The organism is Arenibacter antarcticus, assembly GCF_041320605.1.
Taxonomy (GTDB): domain Bacteria; phylum Bacteroidota; class Bacteroidia; order Flavobacteriales; family Flavobacteriaceae; genus Arenibacter; species Arenibacter antarcticus.
Map to the genome: position 1 here is coordinate 847,695 of NZ_CP166679.1, position 19,071 is coordinate 866,765.

A 19,071-nucleotide genomic window follows, 5' to 3' on the forward strand; every position below is an offset into this window, starting at 1 on the left:
TTTTTATCGTTTATACATAATTATAATGCAACAATTAACAGAGTACCTCAACAAAAACAAGGACCGATTTATCAACGAACTGATAGAGCTCCTAAAAATGCCTTCCGTAAGCGCAGACCCTGCTTTTTCACAGGATGTTTTAAATACCGCCGATGCGGTAAAATCCGCTCTTTTAGAGGCTGGCTGCGACACCGTAGAGATTTGCGAAACCAAAGGCTACCCTATTGTGTACGGGGAGAAAATAATAGATCCGACCTTGCCCACCGTATTGGTTTATGGACATTATGATGTACAGCCCGCAGATCCCATAGATCTATGGGACTCCCCTCCTTTTGAACCTGTCATCAAAAATACCGACGTCCATCCCGAAGGCGCCATTTTTGCCAGGGGAGCCTGTGATGACAAAGGGCAGATGTACATGCATGTAAAGGCTATGGAGTTTATGGTTAGGACCAACCAATTGCCCTGTAACGTAAAGTTTATGATAGAAGGGGAAGAGGAAGTAGGAAGTGAAAATTTGGGCGAATTTGTCGCCAATAACAAAGAAAAACTTTCCAATGATATTATCCTTATCTCAGATACCGGAATGATTGCCAAAGACGTACCTTCCATAACTACCGGATTACGCGGGCTTAGCTATGTAGAAGTAGCCGTTACAGGTCCCAATCGCGATCTGCACTCCGGTCTATACGGTGGCGCCGTGGCCAACCCTATTAATGTGCTCACCAAAATGATCGCCTCCCTGCACGATGAGAATAACCATATTACCATCCCTGGATTTTACGACAAAGTAGAAGAGCTTTCCCAAGAAGAACGCAACGCCATGGCCAAAGCACCCTTTAATTTAGAGAATTATAAGAAGGCATTGGATATTAAGGATGTGTATGGCGAAAAAGGATATACTACCAATGAGCGCAACTCCATCAGGCCAACTCTGGACGTTAATGGCATTTGGGGCGGCTATATTGGAGCAGGAGCCAAAACGGTGATCGCCAGTACGGCCTACGCCAAGATTTCCATGCGCTTGGTGCCTCACCAAGAATGGGAAGAAATCACTCAACTCTTTAAAACCCATTTCGAAAATCTAGCCCCAGCAGGAGTCACCGTTAAGGTGAGTCCACATCATGGCGGCCAGGGCTATGTTACCCCAATAGACAATGACGCGTATAAGGCAGCCGAAAAAGCCTACGAAACTACCTTTGGGAAAACCCCTATCCCACAACGTAGTGGCGGCAGCATCCCCATCGTATCACTGTTTGAAAAAGAGCTGAACAGCAAAACCATCCTTATGGGCTTTGGTCTGGACAGCGATGCCATACACTCACCCAACGAACACTTTGGGGTATGGAACTACCTGAAGGGAATAGAAACCATCCCGTATTTTTATAAATACTTTACAGAGCTTTCCAAATAACTTTTTACAATCCGTTCTTTTTAGAGCGGATTTTTTTTTATGGGCGTCCCCCTATCGGGTCGCTCTTTCCGCTGAGATAGTATTGAGTACAAAGTAGTGAGTATTGAGATGAGTATAGATTAGACAATAAGCAAAAAACAAGAGCTCCTTCCCCTAAGAAGGGGAAAGGTGGACCGCACCCTGATAAGGGGGACGGGACGGTAGGGGTTGAAACTATGACCCCCAAAACACTCAAAAGTGCAAAGCAGAAGAATTGAACAAAATCAAAAAAATTACCTCTACACTTGTAGAATTTAAATTATTGTTCTATGTTTGTAGAACACTAACAAATTCAGTTCCCATGAAGCTATCAAAATCAGAAGAGGAATTAATGAACCATCTCTGGAAGCTGGATAAAGCTTTTATGAAAGATTTATTAGAAGCCTATCCAGAACCAAAACCTGCCACCACTACCGTTGCTACATTATTAAAGCGAATGACGGATAAAGGCTTTGTAGGCTATAACCTCTTGGGAAATGCACGGGAATATTTTCCGCTCGTAAAAAAGAAAGACTATTTCTCCAAACATTTAAACGGACTCATAAAAAACTTTTTCAACAATAGCGCCTCCCAATTTGCTTCTTTTTTCACCCAGGAAACCGACCTAAGCAAATCAGAATTGGAAGAATTAAGGAACTTGATAGATACCGAACTCAAAAACAAATAGTCATGTGGATGTATCTTCTAAAATTTAGCATTTGCCTTCTGGCGCTACTCCTATTCTATATATTGGTATTGGAGAAGGTACATATCCATCATTTTAAAAGATACTATCTTTTGGCAGTATTTGTCATCGCCCTAGGAATCCCACTAATTACGTTTACCGAATATGTAACCGTGGTAGCGCAGCCTTTATCCCATCAAACAATTACAAATCCAAATTTCCATCAACAGTTCACATCACCAGAGGAAACCAATATTCTATCGTTTATAGGATGGGGCATCTATTGCTTAGGCGTAGTAGCTTTCGCAACTAAATTCCTCCTAAACCTAAAAACAATAATCAGTAGTATCCGCAACAATCCTAAGCAGCGATCCGGAAAATTGCAGCACGTGCTCGTAAAAGAACAAATTGCACCACATACCTTTTTTAGCTACCTCTTTTTCAACCTAAAAAACTATAGAACCTATAAGATACCACAGGAAGTATTTTGGCACGAGGAGACTCATGCAAGACAAAAACACAGCATGGACATACTGCTGCTAGAACTGCTTCAAATAATTTTCTGGTTTCACCCGCTTATCTATTGGGCAAAACACCTGGTAAAACTAAACCACGAGTTTCTGGCAGACCAGGCCGTGTTGAACAAAGGAGCAGTAATTCCTGTCTATCAAAATCTAGTACTGGCATTCTCATCAAATGCTATAGCACCAACATTGGCAAATGCCATTCATTATTCATCAATCAAAAAACGAATCGTTATCATGAAAACACAAACCTCAAGAAAAGCCATCTGGCTAAAAAATTTATTACTCATTCCATTAATAACTCTTTTACTTTATAGTTTTAGTACGAAAGAAATTCTCCAAATAAAGAAGGTCGAGAATGAAATTATACTTCCTGATCATTTAAAAGAAAAGAAAACAGATCAGGAAATATTTTATGAATCTAAGATCCAAAATATCCCAGAACAAGAAATTTTGATATCCATAAATAAATATGGACAACTATTGGTCAAGGATGATTTGGTTAAGATTGACGACTTAAAATCCCACTTGTTAAATTATAACCAAAAGCTGACCAAAGAACAAAGAAGTCAAATCGTCAAAGCCTTAATTCAGGTAGAGAAAAAAACACCAGACGATATCATTAAAAAAGTTGAAGCCATCTTATTGGACTACGGTGTAGCGACAATTGACATCAAGGAGGTTATAAAATATCAAAACCAAGAGGAAGTTACCAAAAATGAAATCAAGGAATTCAACACCCTTGCTAAAAAACACAATGCACAGCCTATAAATGAACGGGTTGTAAAAGGTAAAGATTTAAAGCGTTTAGAATATATCTATAACCGCATGAGTGATGCCCAAAAGAAAAACGCCCAACCCTTTCCCGAATGTCCAGCTCCGGCTCCGGCACCTAAGGTTATGAAGAATTCAAAACTACCACCACCCCCACCAATACCTCCCACAGCCCCAAAAGCAGAGCGTGAAATTTATGAAAGAACGATTCAGGCTTATGAAAAAGGAAATCCTGGCATCATCAAAACTAAAAAGACAGCGGATGATAAAATAATTGAAGTCATAGAAATTATAGAAGACCAAGAGTCCCTACCTCCACCGCCACCACCTTACAATATTCCCGACCAAAAAAAACATTCCAAAGCCTTACTAGATGCTTTTAAGAATTTTGACGAAAAAGCCAATACTTATGGTAAAGCGGTTGGCGCATATATGAAAAAGAAAGAGGGCACTCTTTTCAATCTAGAAGCTCTGTACGAAGAAACCATGGTCTTATATGACAGCTATGTAGTGCTAGCGATAAAAGAAGACCTTATGAAACCAACACCTCCCTCGGCAACCAAAGACCAAGGGGAAAAAAATCATCCCAAAATTAAACAATAATCATATTGCTAAATAAGTGTTCCAAGAACTGCTCCTGACCCATCTTGAAGCCATTTTGGCTTTGTCAATAACCTTAAAACCCATAAATAAAAGATGTTTATTTATGGGTTTTATGGTTAACTCCTACGCATTAATATTGATCCAACAAGTAATTCAATAAATCCGTAGTGGTTACAATCCCAACCAAGTCCCCATCATCAACCACGGGTAAGGCATGAAACTCCTGCTTAGCTAAAATTTCCGCTACTTCCTTAATCGTTTTGTTAGAAGATACATGCACAGGATTATTCACCATCACCTGCTCTATACTCAACATGTTATAGATAGCAGTGTCTACATCGGAATCGTCCTCCCCATAGGTATCCACAAAACTTATCCGCAATAAATCCGTTAAACTTAATATCCCAACTATCTTCTTATTACTTACTACGGGAATATGGCGAATTTTATATTTTTTGAACAATTGCTCTGCCTCCACTAAGGTGTTAGCGTGATTTATCGTGATTAAATTGGTCGACATTATTTTTGATACTAGCTCTCTTTTTTTCATTTCTCTTCTTTTTAGCCCATTATTTTAATTACTTAAAGGTCATTAACTATAGAAACAAAACACATGATAAAAATCAGCTAAATAGGGAATGTTTTATGACATCCTTTAAAATATAGAAAGTGTATTAACTCCTTAATCATATCGATCTAATTTCAAAATTTTAAGGGTTTTTATGTAACATTTCTCCCATCATTACGTTCTAACTGGTATCGGATCTTTCCACGAAAAGCTATGTTAGACAACACTTACACCGCTATTACCGAAAGTATTTGACAATCATCATCAATCAAAAAATCAGAACGTTATGTTACAAAAATTCTTTATTCTCTGCTCTGGGGCAGATGCAGACATCCTTAAAACTTGTTCCAAAGGGGAGCGGAACAAATACGCCGGTATTGGCGCTACCGTATTCTTTACAGCCGTTATGGCGTTTATAGCCAGTGCCTACGCCCTATTCACCGTCTTCGACAATATGTATACCGCCATTTTCTTCGGGCTTATTTGGGGCTTGCTTATTTTTAACCTAGACCGATTTATTGTCTCTACCATAAAAAAGAGCAGCAGTTTTAAAAGTGAATTCTTACAGGCCACCCCACGTATCCTATTAGCTGTAATTATTGCCATTGTCATCTCCAAACCATTGGAAATGAAAATTTTTGAAAAAGAAATCAATCAAGTTATCCTAGAGGAAAAAAATGAAATGACCCTCACCAACAAACAGCAGATTGCTACCCAATACTCCCCGAAAATTGATGAAATAAACACCGCTATTTTAGGACTGAAAAATGAGATCGCCGATAAAGAAGCCCAAACAAATGCCCTTTATGACACCTATATTTCTGAAGCCGAAGGCGCGGCAGGAACAAAACTCCTAGGAAAAGGTCCGGTATACAAAGAAAAACGGGATAAGCACGATGTTGCCTTAACTGAACTACAGACCTTAAAGCAAAGCAATACGGATAAAATAGCCACCCTAGAGGCGGAGATTGCGGCTTTAGATCTGGAATATACAGATCAGGTAACCCATACACAGCCTATTATCGACGGTTTTGATGGCCTAATGGCACGGATAACCGCATTGGATAAATTGCCATGGATACCCTCTTTTTTTATATTTCTATTGTTTCTAGCCATAGAAACCGCTCCAATTATTGCAAAATTAATATCCCCAAAAGGATCCTATGATTACAAATTGGAAGACGAGGAAAGCGCGGTTAGGACCTGGGTGGTCCAAAAGCTAAGACAACGGGAAAAAGTACTGGAAACAGATACCACTATAAACCATAAAATATACAGTGACCTCGCCGAGGAGGAGGAAATCTACAACTACAAAAAACGGAAAGCAGAAGAGTTATTAAAACTACAGGCCAATGCCTTTCATGAAGTTCAGATAAAAAGCTTATAACTTCTTTATATAAAAAGCCACGAACAACAACCAGGATAGGATACAAGCCTCTGCTACCCTTTGATACACCCCAATATAAGGACCCGTTGGATCCTTAAACAACAGCACAACAAAACAATATGCTAGGACTCCGCTGGCCAAGGAAATGATGCGCATTTTGGAGCTAGAACCCAACCCCACCAATAGTAGGCTCAATGGAACCGTGATATAGGTAAGCCCCCCTATAACAGTATGGACAATTTGGGAGATGGATGGATCTATAAATTCAGGATTGCATCCTGTATCACAGGGGAAAAATGCTACCATAATAGTTCCTATCCCATAAAAAATACCGACTCCCCAAAACCCTAAGGCTACCAACCTCGACTTTGGTAACACAAGTGGCGCGAGAAAGGCAAAAAGAGTGATTAATATACCACTGGGAATGTATCCTGCCCACCTAAGAAGAGGTCCATATTCGGTACCATTGGCGTATGATTCGCTGATTAATTGCCGGACATGACTGTATCCATCCATAAAAACCCCGCCTAAAACCGTGGCCATCACAAACAAAAGAACCCCGGCTACTGCGAACCAAAAGATCCACTTTTTTATTTTATTAGGTTGATATGTCATCCGAAGACCCATTTAATATCAGTATCCTTAAATTCCCCATATCCTTACCCATAAGGCAGATAGGAGTCGCTTTGCATCTCTTTGCAGTTTGGGAGTCTCTTCTACTATCAAATCCCCTTTGGTAGGGATTAGCTTATAGTTAAAGGCAAAACGCTCCTCCTCTGTCTCCAAACTCATCAGGCCAAAGCGAAGGTCATTAAAGAAGAGCTCACCATTGTTCTCTACAATAGTAAACCAACCCCCCGTAATATTCTCTAACCGAAGTACTTTATCATTTGCTGCCAAATCCCCCAGTAATTGGTGATTTTTGGGATATCGACTGAACTGAATGGGCTGCTGGTCGAAAAAAGAATAATTTCCGATCAAATAGGCATCCCCTACATCAATATTGGCAGACCAAAGAATGGTATTAAAAGGTGATGGTCTTACTGCCATTTTCTGATAGTCGATTCCCTGATCCTCCAAACCTTGGGTGATTTTTATGTACGCAACTCCTTTTAACAATAGGGTAACTCCCAAATACGCCGTACTTACTATTAATCCCAACCTATTATAACGAGCACGTTTTGGTGATTCGCGCTTTTGCATCATGGCCAAAACAAGAAACACCAAAAAAGGGATAGTATACAGGGGATCTATTACAAATATGCTCTGAAAGGCCACTTTATAATTAAACGGCCAAAATATTTGTGTCCCCCAAGTGGTAAAAGCATCAAGAATAGGATGTGTAAACAACCCCCAAAACATAAGTCGGGTCCAATCTTTCCAAGTAGCAGGTTGCTTTCTCTCCAGCGCATGAATCATCCATCCAAAAACAGGAGCAAACAGTAGGGAAAAGAAGATAGAATGACTAAATCCCCTGTGCCATTCTATAGCCGTTACGGTATCAGTAAAATAATTTGCTAAAATATCTAAATCGGGGATGGTACCGGCAATAGCTCCGTAAAGCATGGCCTTATTTCCGACTTTTCTGCCTAAGACCGCTTCTCCAACCGCGGCACCTAGTACTATCTGTGTAAGTGAATCCATTTAAAATCTTATAATCATCAAAGCAAAACTAGCTATTATCTGTCCTAGCGCCTTACCTTCCCTCAATTAAAGTGGGCTACCATTATTCAACAATTTCCATTTTTTTAAGTAAGAAGGAAGCATTCATATTTTGGCACACCCCATCTTTAAAAGTATAATCGAAGTGCAGTTCATTATCAATTATTTCTGCATCAAAATAGTGGTTCCTAATTTGTGGTAGATCTGCTGAAGCTTCACACAAACTTAAATCGTGGGTAGCAATGATACCAGTAGATTTGGAACCCACCAATTTCTCTACAAATTTTCTAGAGCCAATGGCCTTATCTAGACTGTTGGTCCCTTTCAAGATTTCATCGAGTACAATAAAATAATTGTCTGTTTTAATCTCATCTACAATGAATTTTAACCGCTTTAATTCCGAGAAAAAGTAGGATTCATCATCGGTAAGGGAGTCGGTGGTCCGCATGCTTGTGATGAGTTTTATAGGATTGTATTGCACCTCATCAGCACAAAGTGGAAGCCCCATATTGGCCATTACAATCTGTAGGGATACAGTCCGTAAAAAAGTACTTTTCCCCGCCATATTGGCCCCAGTGATAATAAAAAACTGTTCTCTTAGTATATCGATATCATTGGGTACCGCTTTTTTAGGATCCAACAATGGATGTGATGCCTTGGTCGATTTTAATACTGTCTCACTATCCACCAATTGTGGGTAGGTATACCCTGGATGGTTATAGGCAAAATTCCCCATGCTGTTATACGCATCAAAAAAGGCAATCGTATTAAACCACTGCTCCACTTTAGAACCGTGTTGGGCGATCCATTGCTCCAATTTATACCCTTGACGAAGGTCCCATAGGAAAAATCCGTTCCCTAAAAATCCGAAGATCATATTATTACGTTGATCTAGCGCACCCAGGATGGCTGAAAACTGTTTTAATAAATTTGAGGCTGCTTGGTCCTGAGAAAGCACAGTGTTTCTTTTCCTTTTTAAAATGACGGCATTAAACTGGACCTCCTCTATCTTTAATACTAGTCTTTGATATTGCTGAAAAGTACTTTGTACCCTATTGGCATCAGAGGCCAGTTTACTTGTTTTCTTTAGATAAATACCACTGAGCAATAGCCCTGCGAATAATAGAATAAAAATAGGATACCCGGGAAGTAAGCCCAGGAAATAACCGTCAAGGAATACTATTGAAATCAGCGAAAATATATTCGGTATCCATCGCATCACCTTAGGCACATAAGTACTGTATCCCTTCAGCCAAGAGGCAATGGTTTTTGTGGTGGCATCGGCCTTTACCAGAGTAGCAACAGCAGAAAAATCCTGTCGCCAATCGGGCATTTGTGAGAGTTCCTTAACTGCTTCTTGTTTGGATGATATTCCATCGATACTATTCGATAGAAATAGTGCTACAATAAGGTCGCTCCCGTGTGGTAAAGCGGTCCGATTACTATACTGATAAAAAGAACCTTTCCCAAATAAATCGATGTCCTGGGCGAAATAGTGACTATCATCCCTATATTCCAAACCATCTGGCAGATGGTGAAAGTTGCGGTTCAATACTTGAATTTCGGTTTCGTTTATAGTAATCAAAGCCAAAATCCTATCCCTTTTATACTGTAGGTCGGTATGCTTTCCTACGAGATAAAGAAAGATGGCAATGGTAACAATGATAATACCTAGTACCAGCTTGGTATTTCCTAAAAAGAAAAACACCCCAAAACTTCCCAATAAAAAAACCGACAACCTTAAAATACTAGAGGTTAAAAGTTGGTTCTTAACCTTCTGCAGCAACTCCTTTTGTGTTGCTATTCTTTTATTATAAAACGATACTAATTGATCCATATAGGGAATTAAATAATACTGATTGTTACAGGCACCTTACTGGTCCCTAAGTTGGGCTTGCAATTTTTTGGTGAGTTTGGCCACTACCAAATCATAAGAATGGTCTATTAATTCCCTCACTAATACTGGCGACAAGTTTTCCAAATAGCAGGTATTCCAATGAACTTTGCTCATATGATAACCTGGAATTATAATCCCGTCATGGATTTCTCTTAATTCAATGGCCTTTTCCGGGTCGCACTTTAAATTGGCACTAAAAGGAAGCTGCTCCAGAGAGGTAAGGGCAAACATTTTCCCTACCACCTTAAACACCAGGGTTACAGCGTTAAAAGGGAACTCTTCAGTGACCCCTTTTTTGCTGATGCAATACTCTCTAAATTCCTCTACGTTCATTTTTAAATCTAATTTGGTGGCTAACATCACTACATAAGTATGCTACCCTACCCCTTGCCAACGCGCTTACAAGATTTGTTAAATACCTTTGGAATCATAAACGACCACCTTGGTCCAAAGTTCGCTAGATTCTTCAATAAATAATAAATGGGGTTCCTCGGTCTGATACTTCTCCTGTGCTTCCGAAGATTCAAAGGTCACTACCAAAGAGTAGGTAAACGATCCGTCTACCACGTCTCGGGATGCCTTTGGAGGAACGCCAATAAATTTGGTGTTGGCATATTGGGAATGGTCAAGAAATTTTTTGAGAGAAGTCTCAAACGCCTTTCTTTCGTTAGTGTTATTAGGGTTTTTTAACCAAAAAAACACGGTATGTACAAAATTGGAATCAAATTGCTTCATTTTTTCATCTGTTTGCCCGTTGACAAGGGTTATCGTTAAAAATAATAGTCCAAAAAAAATGCCTTTCATATATAGTAATTTATTGTTTTCTAAGGGTCATACTTCGACTGCCTACCGGCGAATGAACCTAATTGCGATAGGCAAACTCCAGTACAGGCGTGCAATCCTTCTTACGGCAGTTAGGTTCGCATATCTTCATTCGTGCTTGCTGCTAGTAGTGGGACATGCACATTCTATAGATTCCTTTCTATAGTAAGCGGATCACCACTGCCTTATTAATTTAAAATCCGTTTTCTTTTATCGCTCAATTCCAAACTACTATAATCCAATTTCCAGCCAATGGTCTCTACAATACTCTCGATCAAGAGTACCGCTTCCAATGCTTCCCTATTAGCGGTGTCCATTAATCCACTTGCGGGTATCTTTTCTTCAATGTGTTTCTTAGCCTCTACGTTAAGAGAGGTGAGGTCCGAGGGGGTAAAGACATTGAACAGCCCGTTTTTTATATCGTAAAATTGAAGGTCGGGGGAAATAGACAATATTTCGGGTTCAGGGAAATTCGTCAGAAATATTTTTTTCTTCTCATTATCCGCATGTAGACGCAGTTTTTTAAGGTCGAACCCTATATGCACTTTAGCATTAATGACAATTAAGGCTTTCTTTTTACTACTTACCAAACTTAGAAAATGCTCCCTAGTATTTTCATAACGATATATTTCTGCAAAATCACCCTCCACAGTAATCAGCTTACAAACGCTCTTAATCTTATCCAATAAAATGATAGACTGATGTTCCGTAAGTTCCTTGTTCCGCTTTTTTCGAAATAAGGAAAACACCCAGTACATGGAGATGGCTCCTAAGATAAGACCTAAAAAAAGTTCTAAAATTTCATTCATTTTTATTGCCTATTTCACCTAAATGGGTGTATTTAAACCCCTTTTTATATTTTAACCCATAACCAAAGATCCTATCCATAGAGGCGTGGGAAAATAAAATTATACCGATAAGCTGGAACAAAGGTAAGGAAAGATAAATCCCTATTAAATAAATTGCGATGGCTAATCCCTTATGATGAAAGACATTGTACCCTAATGCACCCGCTTTATTCCCCATCAAATAGCCTAACATCCCAATATCAGGGGTTAATATCAACCCAAAAAACCACCACCAGCTATAGTCCAGTAGACTAAAAAAATATACTCCCAATAAGAACATTAACAATTCTTCCACTTTTAACAGGGACCTCATATATATCCATTTTTATTCTTCAATCTTGTACAAAACCGGCCTACTGGGACTTGCATCATTTTCAAAAGGGGCCACTTGAAGGTTTAAAAAGTATTTCCCATCCAAAATGGAATTTGCCACAAAGATCAGCTCTGTAATCGTGGCATTCAATCGGACTTTCCCATCATAGTCCCAAAATGCCTTATGAGCCAATAAATTGCCTTCATCCTTTTCCTTATCCACCGAAGGAAGGTCTATCAACAGGTGCTCTACCCCCTTATCCAATAATAATTTAGCGGCATCTTCCAACATATACGGCGGATTGGTATGGGAGTACTGTCGGGACTTCTTTTCACTTAAATTGGGAAGGGTCCTTATAATTACGGCTTCTCTATTTTTATTTCCCAAGGCATACTGTAATTGCTTTTTAGAAATTACAAAATCGTCCCCAATTTTCTCCGGGGCAATGGTGATCACTTCGGCCATAAAGAAAAATTTGGACAAACTTTGGTTCACAGATTGGAATTCTTCGGTAATATGCCCCACACATTCCGTATGTGTACCATGCGAATGGGGATTAAAATAAATATCATTAAAATTGGTAGAACCTCCCTGAGAAACCTTTCCAATAAATTTACCCTCACTATGTGGCTCTATTTTCGGAGGCGGTAAATACCATGAATTTACATTGGTATTACCACCAGTAATCGGAATGGATATATCCAAGGGCTTGCTAAGGTCTATTGAATATTTTATTGTGTTGTGTTTTATAATTGTCTTCATGTATGCTGAACTTATTTCAGTTTCTAATTTCAGTTTCTACGCTAGAGTATATTCCAACTTATTATAATTCCTGGCTAAATTGAGTTCTTAAATCCATTAACTCCGGATTCATTTCCTTGACCAAATTCCATTTCCACTCTTTATACCAATTTTTTAATTGCCATTTCCTCTTAAAGGCCTCGGTTAAAATTTAAAATTCCTCAAAATACATCAACTATTTGAGATGGTATTTCTTTGTAAAAACTGAAGTCCCGCCAAGTTCGTGAAGCATTAAGCGTTAATGAAGGTCTTTAGTTGCACCTAAATACAATAAGGTTCTTGTTGAATTGCTTAAAATATAGACCTAACCTTCTGCCGTAATTGGAGCTTATGCCCTGAATCAAGTTCAGGACAAGTTAACTATAAATAGATCTGCCGCAATTCCGTCGCTTAAAAATTTACCTTTTGGTGCTACCAAAAGGTGATCATCTTCTATAATCAACAGTCCCTCTTTTATTTTTTGCGCTACTTGTTTTAATAAATGGGCATAAAAGTCTAGGCCAAAATCGACTTTCACCTGCGTCAAGGAAACTCCCCAAATGGTACGTAGTCCGGTCATTATACATTCGTTATAACGATCGGTTTTAGACAACACTTCGGTCTCCATAGGCAGGGTATTTTGAGAAATGGCCTTAATATACTTCGCATTGTTATTTATATTCCAACCTCTTCGGGTCCTATCATAGGAATGGGCGGAAGGTCCTATCCCTATATATTTTTTTCCTTGCCAATAAGCAGTATTGTTCTGCGAAAAATAATTCTTTTTCCCAAAATTGGAGAACTCATAGTTGATATATCCAGCTGTTGTAAGCTTTTCTACTAAAATACGGTAGTGCGCTTCGGCCAGCTCATCATCTACCGGCGCTATAATCCCTTTATCTATAAACACTTTCAAGGCAGTTTTGGGCTCCACAGTAAGCGCATAACTAGAAATATGGGGGATGTTAAAGGATAATGCCTTTTCTATGTTGGCCATCCAGCGTTCATTGGTCATCCCGGGAACACCATAAATTAAGTCGATGGAGATATCATCAAAATAGGTTCTTGCCAAGGCAATGCACTCCTCCGCTTCTTTTGCATTGTGGGCCCTATTCATCAATTTTAGATCTTCCCCAAAAAATGATTGAATACCAATACTTAGTCTATTGATGGAGGTACTGGCCAGTTCTTTTATTTTACTCGCAGATAAGTCATCGGGATTTGCCTCCAGGGTAATTTCCGGCGCTTCAATTACCGTGTAATGTTGATGGACCGCAGCCAATATCCGGTCTATTTCCGAGGCTTCCAAAACTGATGGGGTACCACCTCCAAAATAAATGGTACGCACCTCTTCGTTGGAAAATTCGGTTTTTCTCATTTCCAGTTCCCGTATCAAGGCCAAAACCATAGCCTCCTTCTTCCCCATATTGGTGGAGAAATGAAAATCGCAATAGTGACATGCCTGTTTGCAGAAAGGGATATGGATATACAAGCCCCCCCCGCCCCCAAAGGGGGAGCTTTCTTGACTATTCATAATAATTAGCTTTTCTTTTTTCTAAGATCAATAATGTCTGCTTTATTGATTCCCTTTTGGGAACCGGAGGCCTGCCCTCCCCCTTTGGGGGCTGGGGGGCTATTTTGCTTCACAAAAGCATCCCATCCGCTATAACCTTTGCCCACTTCTATACGGCCTTCGTTATAAAAGTGGCATACTGCTGCGGCAAGTCCGTCGGTGCTGTCCAGATTTTTTGGGAGCGATTTTAGTCCAAGGACACTCTGTAGCATTTTGGCCACCTGTTCCTTACTGGCATTTCCGTTTCCGGTAATGGCCATTTTTATCTTTTTAGGCAGGTATTCGGTAATGGGAATTTCACGAGATAATCCCGCGGCCATAGCTACACCTTGTGCACGACCCAATTTCAACATGGATTGTACGTTCTTTCCAAAAAAAGGAGCCTCTATAGCAATCTCATCTGGGTGGTAGGTATCTATCAATTCTATGGTGCGTTCAAAAATAAGTTTCAGCTTGGTATAGGGGTCGCTGTATTTTTGCAAGAGCAATTCGTTCATCTGAAGAAACTCCATTTTCTTGTTCACCACTTTTATTAGACCGAACCCCATGATAGTGGTTCCGGGGTCGATCCCCAATATAATTTTTTCGTGTTTCAAAAAAGCTATGTATTAATTACTATTGAGTACAATAGGAATGCGGAATTTGGCACTTACTGGAATGCCTCGTTTTAGAGCGGGCTGTATTTTAGGCATACTCTTAAGGCTCTGTGTTATAATGTCATTAAATTCGGGCATTTGATCATCTATATTAGCGTTTTTCCGAATCCCCAATACGGAAATAGCTCCATTTCTATCCATCATAAAATCGACGAATATGGTATCTTTCACCTCGGTTTCGATTACAAAATCGAAGTCTTGCAAGGTCATTGAAAAATGCATGAGCAAGGTATTCTCAAAACATTTTTTTTGTTCCTCTTTAGAAACCATTTCATCACAATCAGAAAACATTGGATAACGGTCTACCTCATTAAAATTTATATTCTGCATTTCCTCATGCACCAATTCTTGGGTTTTTCCTTCTTTAGAAGTAAACCAATCACAAGAGGTAAAAAGACAAATACAAGCCAAAACCACAACTTTCCTCATGAATGCCATATTCTAGGGCGGAAATTACGATAATTTGATCAATTTAGTGGGTATTCATATGAATTTCCTCCTTTATTTCAGATATTCTTTTAGAAGCAAATTCGGAGAAATAGTCTTTTTGGTGTCCAAACTTCTGTTGATACTCCCTATAGCATTTTAAGGACTGTTTGGGATTCTTGTAGTATAGGTCCGACAATAAACATATTTCATATTTATATAGATAGCCATCATAATTTTCCTGATAGGCTTTTATATAATAACCTATAGCCAATTTTATATCGTTTTGCTCCACTGCTAATCGGGCTAAAGCATTATATTCCTTGTCCAGCGTCACTTTTTGTACTTCTATGGATTTTTGAATGTACGTTATGGCACTATCCAATTCCTGCAATTTCCAGAAGGAAGTTCCCACCCCATATAATGCCTTTGGATTTTCTTCATCGAACCCTAGTAGCTTAAAATAGGCGTCTTTTGCTTCGGTATACCTATGCATTATTAAATAGGCATGCCCCATTCTTTCATGAATATACTCCTTATCCTCTCCCAATTCTACCAATCTTTCAAACAAAGGAATGGCTTGCCATAAGTAGTGGTCATTATAATAGGCCAGTGCCTTCAGGTTGATCAAACTTACATCGTTTCCATAGAAATGAAGTCCTTTGTCCACATATTTCAATACGGAGTCCCGCTCTCTTTGCATTACGTAATATTTCCCCAATTGAAACAGGCTTCGCAAATGGGTACTGTCAATTTTTACGGATTGCTTATAAGCGGTAATACTCTCCGGAAAGTGATCTAACTCCTTTAAGGACTCTCCCAGATAATGAAAATACTCTGGATTCTGATCATTTTTTTTAATCAACTGAGAAAATACCGCCTGAGCAGGGGTGTAATGTTTCAGCTTAAGATACAATCTCCCCAACTCATATTTCGCCAGTTCCAAGGATTGGTTGCTTTGTACCAAACTTATATACTGTGCCAAGGCCTTGTCAAAATTCCCAATGGCATTGTAGGCCCGTGCAATTTGCAATTGCGCGTTGGGCGACCCTTGTTTGGCATATTCATTTATGGCCAAGGTATAGTTCGCTGTTGCAAAAAGACTATCGGCAATAGTATTGGAAGTGGTTTGGGCAACTCCCTTATTTCCAAGGATAGCTAACACACAAATTAGAACTAGCTTTTTCAATTATGGATTTCTTTGTTCTACTCTCTTAAATTTATTGAAGTTTAAAGGTGATATGAGTGGAATAAGGCACCCTTACTTTTTTACCTTTTTGTTTTCCTGGGGACATTTCCGGCAAAAGAGAAACCATACGTCTTGCCTCTTCCTCAAGAAGCTTGTCCGGCCCCTCCAACACCACATTTCCAATGAAGCCATCTGTGCCGATCATGAACATAATATTAACTCGGCCTTGAATGTTTTTCTTTTGCGCTTCCTCGGGATATCTGAAGCTTTCGGCAATATGCTCCTGCATCATTTCATTAAAGCAAGCTCTTTTATCCTCCGCATTCTCACAACCGGGAAAAATAGGAACCTCTTCAACAATTGCAAAGGGCACAGCAGGCATTTGATCAGTCTCCATGGAAGCGGGAACCGCTGTAATCTCGGGGTCCAACTTAAAAGTGATTGGAATGGAAAACGGTACCCGCGCAGCCTTACCTCTATGTTCGCCTGGGGTCATTTTGGGTAGTAAGGAAATAATACGTGCTGCCTCTTTTTCTAAAAGCTTATCAGGTCCACGCATCCTAAGATCACCTATACTCCCATCCTCTTGAATAACAAACATAATATTAACCCTGCCTTCAATTCCTTTCTTTTGGGCCTCTTCTGGATACCTAAAATTCTCGCTGATATGTTTCTGCATCATCTGATTAAAACAAACTCTCCTATCCTCCGCATCCTCACAACCGGGGAAAAGGGGTGCCTTTTCAATGGTTGCAAAAGGAATATATATATCATTAGCGCCGATTTGTTTCTGAAGCGCCTTTAATTGTTGGTCTAAATTGACAATTACCGGGTTTTTATTATTAGAGTTCCTCAACAATCGCTCCCGCTCTTTCAACAACTCATTGTATTTAGCAGCCATATCGGGAGCTGACGAATTATCGATTAAATCGAAGTCCTCATCTCCTTGTAATTTAAAGGTAATGGGAATGGAAAACGGAATCCGGACCTTTTCCCCTTTATATTCGCCCGGGGTCATTTTGGGCAGTAGGGAAATAATGCGTGCTGCCTCTTCTTCCAAAAGCGTATCAGGCCCCCTCATCCGAAAATCGCCTATGCTCCCATCCTCCTGGATAACGAACATAATATTTACCCTTCCTTGAATCCCTTTCTTTTGGGCCTCTTCTGGATACCTGAAATTCTCGCTGATATGCTTCTGCATCATTTCATTAAAACAAACCCTCATATCCCCTGAATTTTCACAACCGGGAAAAACGGGCACCTTTTCTGCTACGGCAAAAGGGACATCAATTGGATCTTGGTAGTTAATTCCGATGGTTTCAAGGTCTAGATCTGGGCGAATAGTAGAGGAAGCTTTACCCTCCATAGAAGTGTAGACCAACATCCCCAATACCAAGGGCAGCATTAATAAATACTTTAACCTCCAGATTTGTTTTGATTGTGTTTTTTGTAACATGACGATTCGTTTTTTGATTAATGAACTTTTATAAAAATGATTGATAAATGAAATGTTTTGGGTCTGAAAGACCTGTGACAATAGCAACTGATACTGCTCTGATTTATGGGTCTTGGCAACTTTTGCATCGGCGATGAACTCGTGCACTTCGGAAACCCGGTTTTGATAGACATAGACCAAGGGATTAAACCAGCCTATAATGCGCATGAGCTCAAAGAACAATAAATCCAAGGAGTGGCGATGTTCTATATGCACCAACTCGTGCTGAATGATACTATCATGATCTTTTTCCAACACTTTGTCCCCTATGAAAATGGACCTGAAAAATGAAAAGGCCATTTGACTATTGTGCATCATTATTCTGGTGAAATTTTCAAAGTATCGGATTTCTCCCTTTCTTTTAAGTCGATAAAGTTGATACAGTTTAAAGCAAAACAACACTGCTGCTATGAGCATTCCTGCATACAAAACCATTTCGGTGATGGAAAGGTGAAAGGAAGCCGTGGGCTTAGCTGCCCCCACAAACCCTGAGGACATATCCATGCCCCACAGATATTCTGGGTAAACAAAAGATTCTTGAGATACGGTGGATTTTAGCGCTTCAATCTTAATCCAGGGGAGCAATAAGGAAAGTACAAAGGAACCTAGAAGGTAGGCCCGGTTCCATTGAAAAAAGGTTTCCCTTTTTAAAAATAGGTCGTACACTATTAAAAATAATAGCTGAAACACCATGCATTCTAGGATATATTGTATCATTCCTTCTCCTTTTTAATTTCCTTCATAATGGATTCCAACTCCAATAAGCTCATATCGTTCTTTTTCATAAAGAAAGAGACCATACTTTTAAAAGATCCTTGAAAATAGCCATCCACTAATTTATTAATGGATTGGTTCCCGTAATCTGATTTCTTTACCAAAGGAAAATATAAATGTCCCCTTCCCTCCTTCTCGTGGTCTACGAAGCCTTTGCTCTCTAGTATTCGGACAATAGTAGACACTGTATTATATGCCGGCTTAGGTTCTGGTAATTCGTCTATGATTGCTGCTACATTACATTTTTGCAACTGCCATAAAACTTGCATTACCTCCTCTTCGGCCTTGGTCAACTGTCTCATATAACTAACTTTTTAGTTTAACTGCAAATCAAATATAACTAAAACCTTAGTTTAAACTAACTATTTAGTTGTTAAATTTTATGTTGAAGTGATTTTGTTTAAGAAAGGTGTCCTAATTCATAGATAGTCCCTCCCTTAAAAGAAGTAATATGTGCGACTTCTCGTCGTCCTGAAAAAAGGACTCTGTCGAAGTGACTAACACGGTCATTTCGACAGAAAGGGAGAAACCGAAGGTTCACGAATACCCCTAAAATAAAAATATCATGAGCTAAATCGCACAAGTAGCTAAACGATAACTTCAATGAAATGAAGGATGTAACTATATTGGATATGACTAAACTAAGATACCCTAAAGCCATTC

The 19,071-nt window shown here is 39.4% G+C and carries 19 protein-coding genes; 4 read left to right on the forward strand and 15 right to left on the reverse strand.

The window, feature by feature from the left end; translation table 11 throughout:
• The first annotated feature begins 25 nt into the window (after window positions 1-25).
• The 3 genes from KCTC52924_RS03580 to KCTC52924_RS03590 all read left to right on the forward strand — a co-directional run bounded on the left by KCTC52924_RS03580 (window position 26) and on the right by KCTC52924_RS03590 (window position 4,018).
• On the forward strand, window positions 26-1,414 hold the full coding sequence (locus KCTC52924_RS03580) for a dipeptidase (protein ID WP_251806482.1): 1,389 nt from the start codon (window positions 26-28) through the stop codon (window positions 1,412-1,414).
• Window positions 1,415-1,754: 340 nt separating this feature from the next.
• Entirely contained in the window at window positions 1,755-2,120 is a 366-nt protein-coding gene (locus KCTC52924_RS03585; protein ID WP_251806481.1) for a BlaI/MecI/CopY family transcriptional regulator, read from the forward strand.
• A gap of 8 nt (window positions 2,121-2,128) precedes the next feature.
• Window positions 2,129-4,018, forward strand: coding sequence for a M56 family metallopeptidase (locus KCTC52924_RS03590; RefSeq protein ID WP_251806480.1), 1,890 nt, complete (start codon window positions 2,129-2,131; stop codon window positions 4,016-4,018).
• A gap of 130 nt (window positions 4,019-4,148) precedes the next feature.
• Here KCTC52924_RS03590 and KCTC52924_RS03595 read toward each other — a convergent pair whose 3' ends face one another.
• Entirely contained in the window at window positions 4,149-4,568 is a 420-nt protein-coding gene (locus KCTC52924_RS03595) for a CBS domain-containing protein (RefSeq protein WP_251806479.1), read from the reverse strand.
• Window positions 4,569-4,872: 304 nt separating this feature from the next.
• On the opposite strand from KCTC52924_RS03595, the gene KCTC52924_RS03600 reads away from it, so the two are divergent.
• A complete protein-coding gene (locus KCTC52924_RS03600) occupies window positions 4,873-5,973 on the forward strand; it encodes a DUF4407 domain-containing protein (protein WP_251806478.1) in 1,101 nt (366 codons plus the stop codon).
• On the opposite strand, the gene KCTC52924_RS03605 is transcribed toward KCTC52924_RS03600, so the two are convergent.
• The 14 genes from KCTC52924_RS03605 to KCTC52924_RS03670 form a co-directional block, all read right to left on the reverse strand.
• The gene (locus KCTC52924_RS03605) at window positions 5,968-6,588 is read right to left on the reverse strand and encodes a DUF998 domain-containing protein (protein WP_251806477.1); all 621 of its coding nucleotides are present in this window, start codon (window positions 6,586-6,588) and stop codon (window positions 5,968-5,970) included. The genes KCTC52924_RS03600 and KCTC52924_RS03605 overlap by 6 nt on opposite strands.
• A 27-nt stretch (window positions 6,589-6,615) precedes the next feature.
• Window positions 6,616-7,617, reverse strand: coding sequence for a metal-dependent hydrolase (locus KCTC52924_RS03610; RefSeq protein ID WP_251806476.1), 1,002 nt, complete (start codon window positions 7,615-7,617; stop codon window positions 6,616-6,618).
• An 82-nt stretch (window positions 7,618-7,699) separates the two neighbouring features.
• Window positions 7,700-9,472, reverse strand: coding sequence for a MutS-related protein (locus KCTC52924_RS03615; protein WP_251806475.1), 1,773 nt, complete (start codon window positions 9,470-9,472; stop codon window positions 7,700-7,702).
• A gap of 36 nt (window positions 9,473-9,508) precedes the next feature.
• Window positions 9,509-9,865, reverse strand: a complete 357-nt coding sequence (locus KCTC52924_RS03620) for an MmcQ/YjbR family DNA-binding protein (protein WP_251806474.1) — start codon at window positions 9,863-9,865, stop codon at window positions 9,509-9,511.
• Window positions 9,866-9,943: 78 nt separating this feature from the next.
• A complete protein-coding gene (locus KCTC52924_RS03625; RefSeq protein ID WP_251806473.1) occupies window positions 9,944-10,336 on the reverse strand; it encodes a Dabb family protein in 393 nt (130 codons plus the stop codon).
• Between the two features lie 206 nt (window positions 10,337-10,542).
• A complete protein-coding gene (locus tag KCTC52924_RS03630) occupies window positions 10,543-11,163 on the reverse strand; it encodes a DUF4230 domain-containing protein (protein ID WP_251806472.1) in 621 nt (206 codons plus the stop codon).
• Entirely contained in the window at window positions 11,156-11,515 is a 360-nt protein-coding gene (locus KCTC52924_RS03635; protein WP_251806471.1) for a DUF4260 domain-containing protein, read from the reverse strand. The genes KCTC52924_RS03630 and KCTC52924_RS03635 overlap by 8 nt, the downstream gene beginning before the upstream one ends.
• Before the next feature lie 12 nt (window positions 11,516-11,527).
• A complete protein-coding gene (locus tag KCTC52924_RS03640; RefSeq protein ID WP_251806470.1) occupies window positions 11,528-12,277 on the reverse strand; it encodes a cyclase family protein in 750 nt (249 codons plus the stop codon).
• A 385-nt stretch (window positions 12,278-12,662) separates the two neighbouring features.
• Window positions 12,663-13,829 (reverse strand): radical SAM family heme chaperone HemW, encoded by a 1,167-nt coding sequence (gene hemW, locus KCTC52924_RS03645; RefSeq protein ID WP_251806469.1) that lies wholly within the window; start codon window positions 13,827-13,829, stop codon window positions 12,663-12,665.
• Window positions 13,830-13,834: 5 nt separating this feature from the next.
• The gene (gene ruvC, locus KCTC52924_RS03650) at window positions 13,835-14,464 is read right to left on the reverse strand and encodes a crossover junction endodeoxyribonuclease RuvC (RefSeq protein ID WP_251806468.1); all 630 of its coding nucleotides are present in this window, start codon (window positions 14,462-14,464) and stop codon (window positions 13,835-13,837) included.
• 12 nt (window positions 14,465-14,476) lie between these two features.
• Window positions 14,477-14,953 carry a hypothetical protein gene (locus tag KCTC52924_RS03655; protein WP_251806467.1) on the reverse strand — a complete coding sequence of 159 codons (477 nt, stop codon included), beginning with the start codon at window positions 14,951-14,953 and terminating at the stop codon, window positions 14,477-14,479.
• Window positions 14,954-14,996: 43 nt separating this feature from the next.
• Entirely contained in the window at window positions 14,997-16,139 is a 1,143-nt protein-coding gene (locus KCTC52924_RS03660; RefSeq protein ID WP_251806466.1) for a lipopolysaccharide assembly protein LapB, read from the reverse strand.
• 31 nt (window positions 16,140-16,170) lie between these two features.
• Window positions 16,171-18,351 (reverse strand): M56 family metallopeptidase, encoded by a 2,181-nt coding sequence (locus KCTC52924_RS03665; RefSeq protein WP_251806465.1) that lies wholly within the window; start codon window positions 18,349-18,351, stop codon window positions 16,171-16,173.
• Entirely contained in the window at window positions 18,348-18,710 is a 363-nt protein-coding gene (locus KCTC52924_RS03670) for a BlaI/MecI/CopY family transcriptional regulator (RefSeq protein ID WP_251806464.1), read from the reverse strand. Before KCTC52924_RS03670 ends, KCTC52924_RS03665 begins: the two co-directional genes overlap by 4 nt.
• Window positions 18,711-19,071: the final 361 nt, after the last annotated feature.

Coding starts and splice junctions, on each gene's coding strand:
- KCTC52924_RS03580 (WP_251806482.1), top strand. CDS start 26: ATGCAACAATTAACAGAGTACCTCAACAAAAACAAGGACCGATTTATC.
- KCTC52924_RS03585 (WP_251806481.1), top strand. CDS start 1,755: ATGAAGCTATCAAAATCAGAAGAGGAATTAATGAACCATCTCTGGAAG.
- KCTC52924_RS03590 (WP_251806480.1), top strand. CDS start 2,129: ATGTATCTTCTAAAATTTAGCATTTGCCTTCTGGCGCTACTCCTATTC.
- KCTC52924_RS03595 (WP_251806479.1), bottom strand. CDS start 4,568: ATGAAAAAAAGAGAGCTAGTATCAAAAATAATGTCGACCAATTTAATC.
- KCTC52924_RS03600 (WP_251806478.1), top strand. CDS start 4,873: ATGTTACAAAAATTCTTTATTCTCTGCTCTGGGGCAGATGCAGACATC.
- KCTC52924_RS03605 (WP_251806477.1), bottom strand. CDS start 6,588: ATGACATATCAACCTAATAAAATAAAAAAGTGGATCTTTTGGTTCGCA.
- KCTC52924_RS03610 (WP_251806476.1), bottom strand. CDS start 7,617: ATGGATTCACTTACACAGATAGTACTAGGTGCCGCGGTTGGAGAAGCG.
- KCTC52924_RS03615 (WP_251806475.1), bottom strand. CDS start 9,472: ATGGATCAATTAGTATCGTTTTATAATAAAAGAATAGCAACACAAAAG.
- KCTC52924_RS03620 (WP_251806474.1), bottom strand. CDS start 9,865: ATGAACGTAGAGGAATTTAGAGAGTATTGCATCAGCAAAAAAGGGGTC.
- KCTC52924_RS03625 (WP_251806473.1), bottom strand. CDS start 10,336: ATGAAAGGCATTTTTTTTGGACTATTATTTTTAACGATAACCCTTGTC.
- KCTC52924_RS03630 (WP_251806472.1), bottom strand. CDS start 11,163: ATGAATGAAATTTTAGAACTTTTTTTAGGTCTTATCTTAGGAGCCATC.
- KCTC52924_RS03635 (WP_251806471.1), bottom strand. CDS start 11,515: ATGAGGTCCCTGTTAAAAGTGGAAGAATTGTTAATGTTCTTATTGGGA.
- KCTC52924_RS03640 (WP_251806470.1), bottom strand. CDS start 12,277: ATGAAGACAATTATAAAACACAACACAATAAAATATTCAATAGACCTT.
- hemW (WP_251806469.1), bottom strand. CDS start 13,829: ATGAATAGTCAAGAAAGCTCCCCCTTTGGGGGCGGGGGGGGCTTGTAT.
- KCTC52924_RS03655 (WP_251806467.1), bottom strand. CDS start 14,953: ATGAGGAAAGTTGTGGTTTTGGCTTGTATTTGTCTTTTTACCTCTTGT.
- KCTC52924_RS03665 (WP_251806465.1), bottom strand. CDS start 18,351: ATGATACAATATATCCTAGAATGCATGGTGTTTCAGCTATTATTTTTA.
- KCTC52924_RS03670 (WP_251806464.1), bottom strand. CDS start 18,710: ATGAGACAGTTGACCAAGGCCGAAGAGGAGGTAATGCAAGTTTTATGG.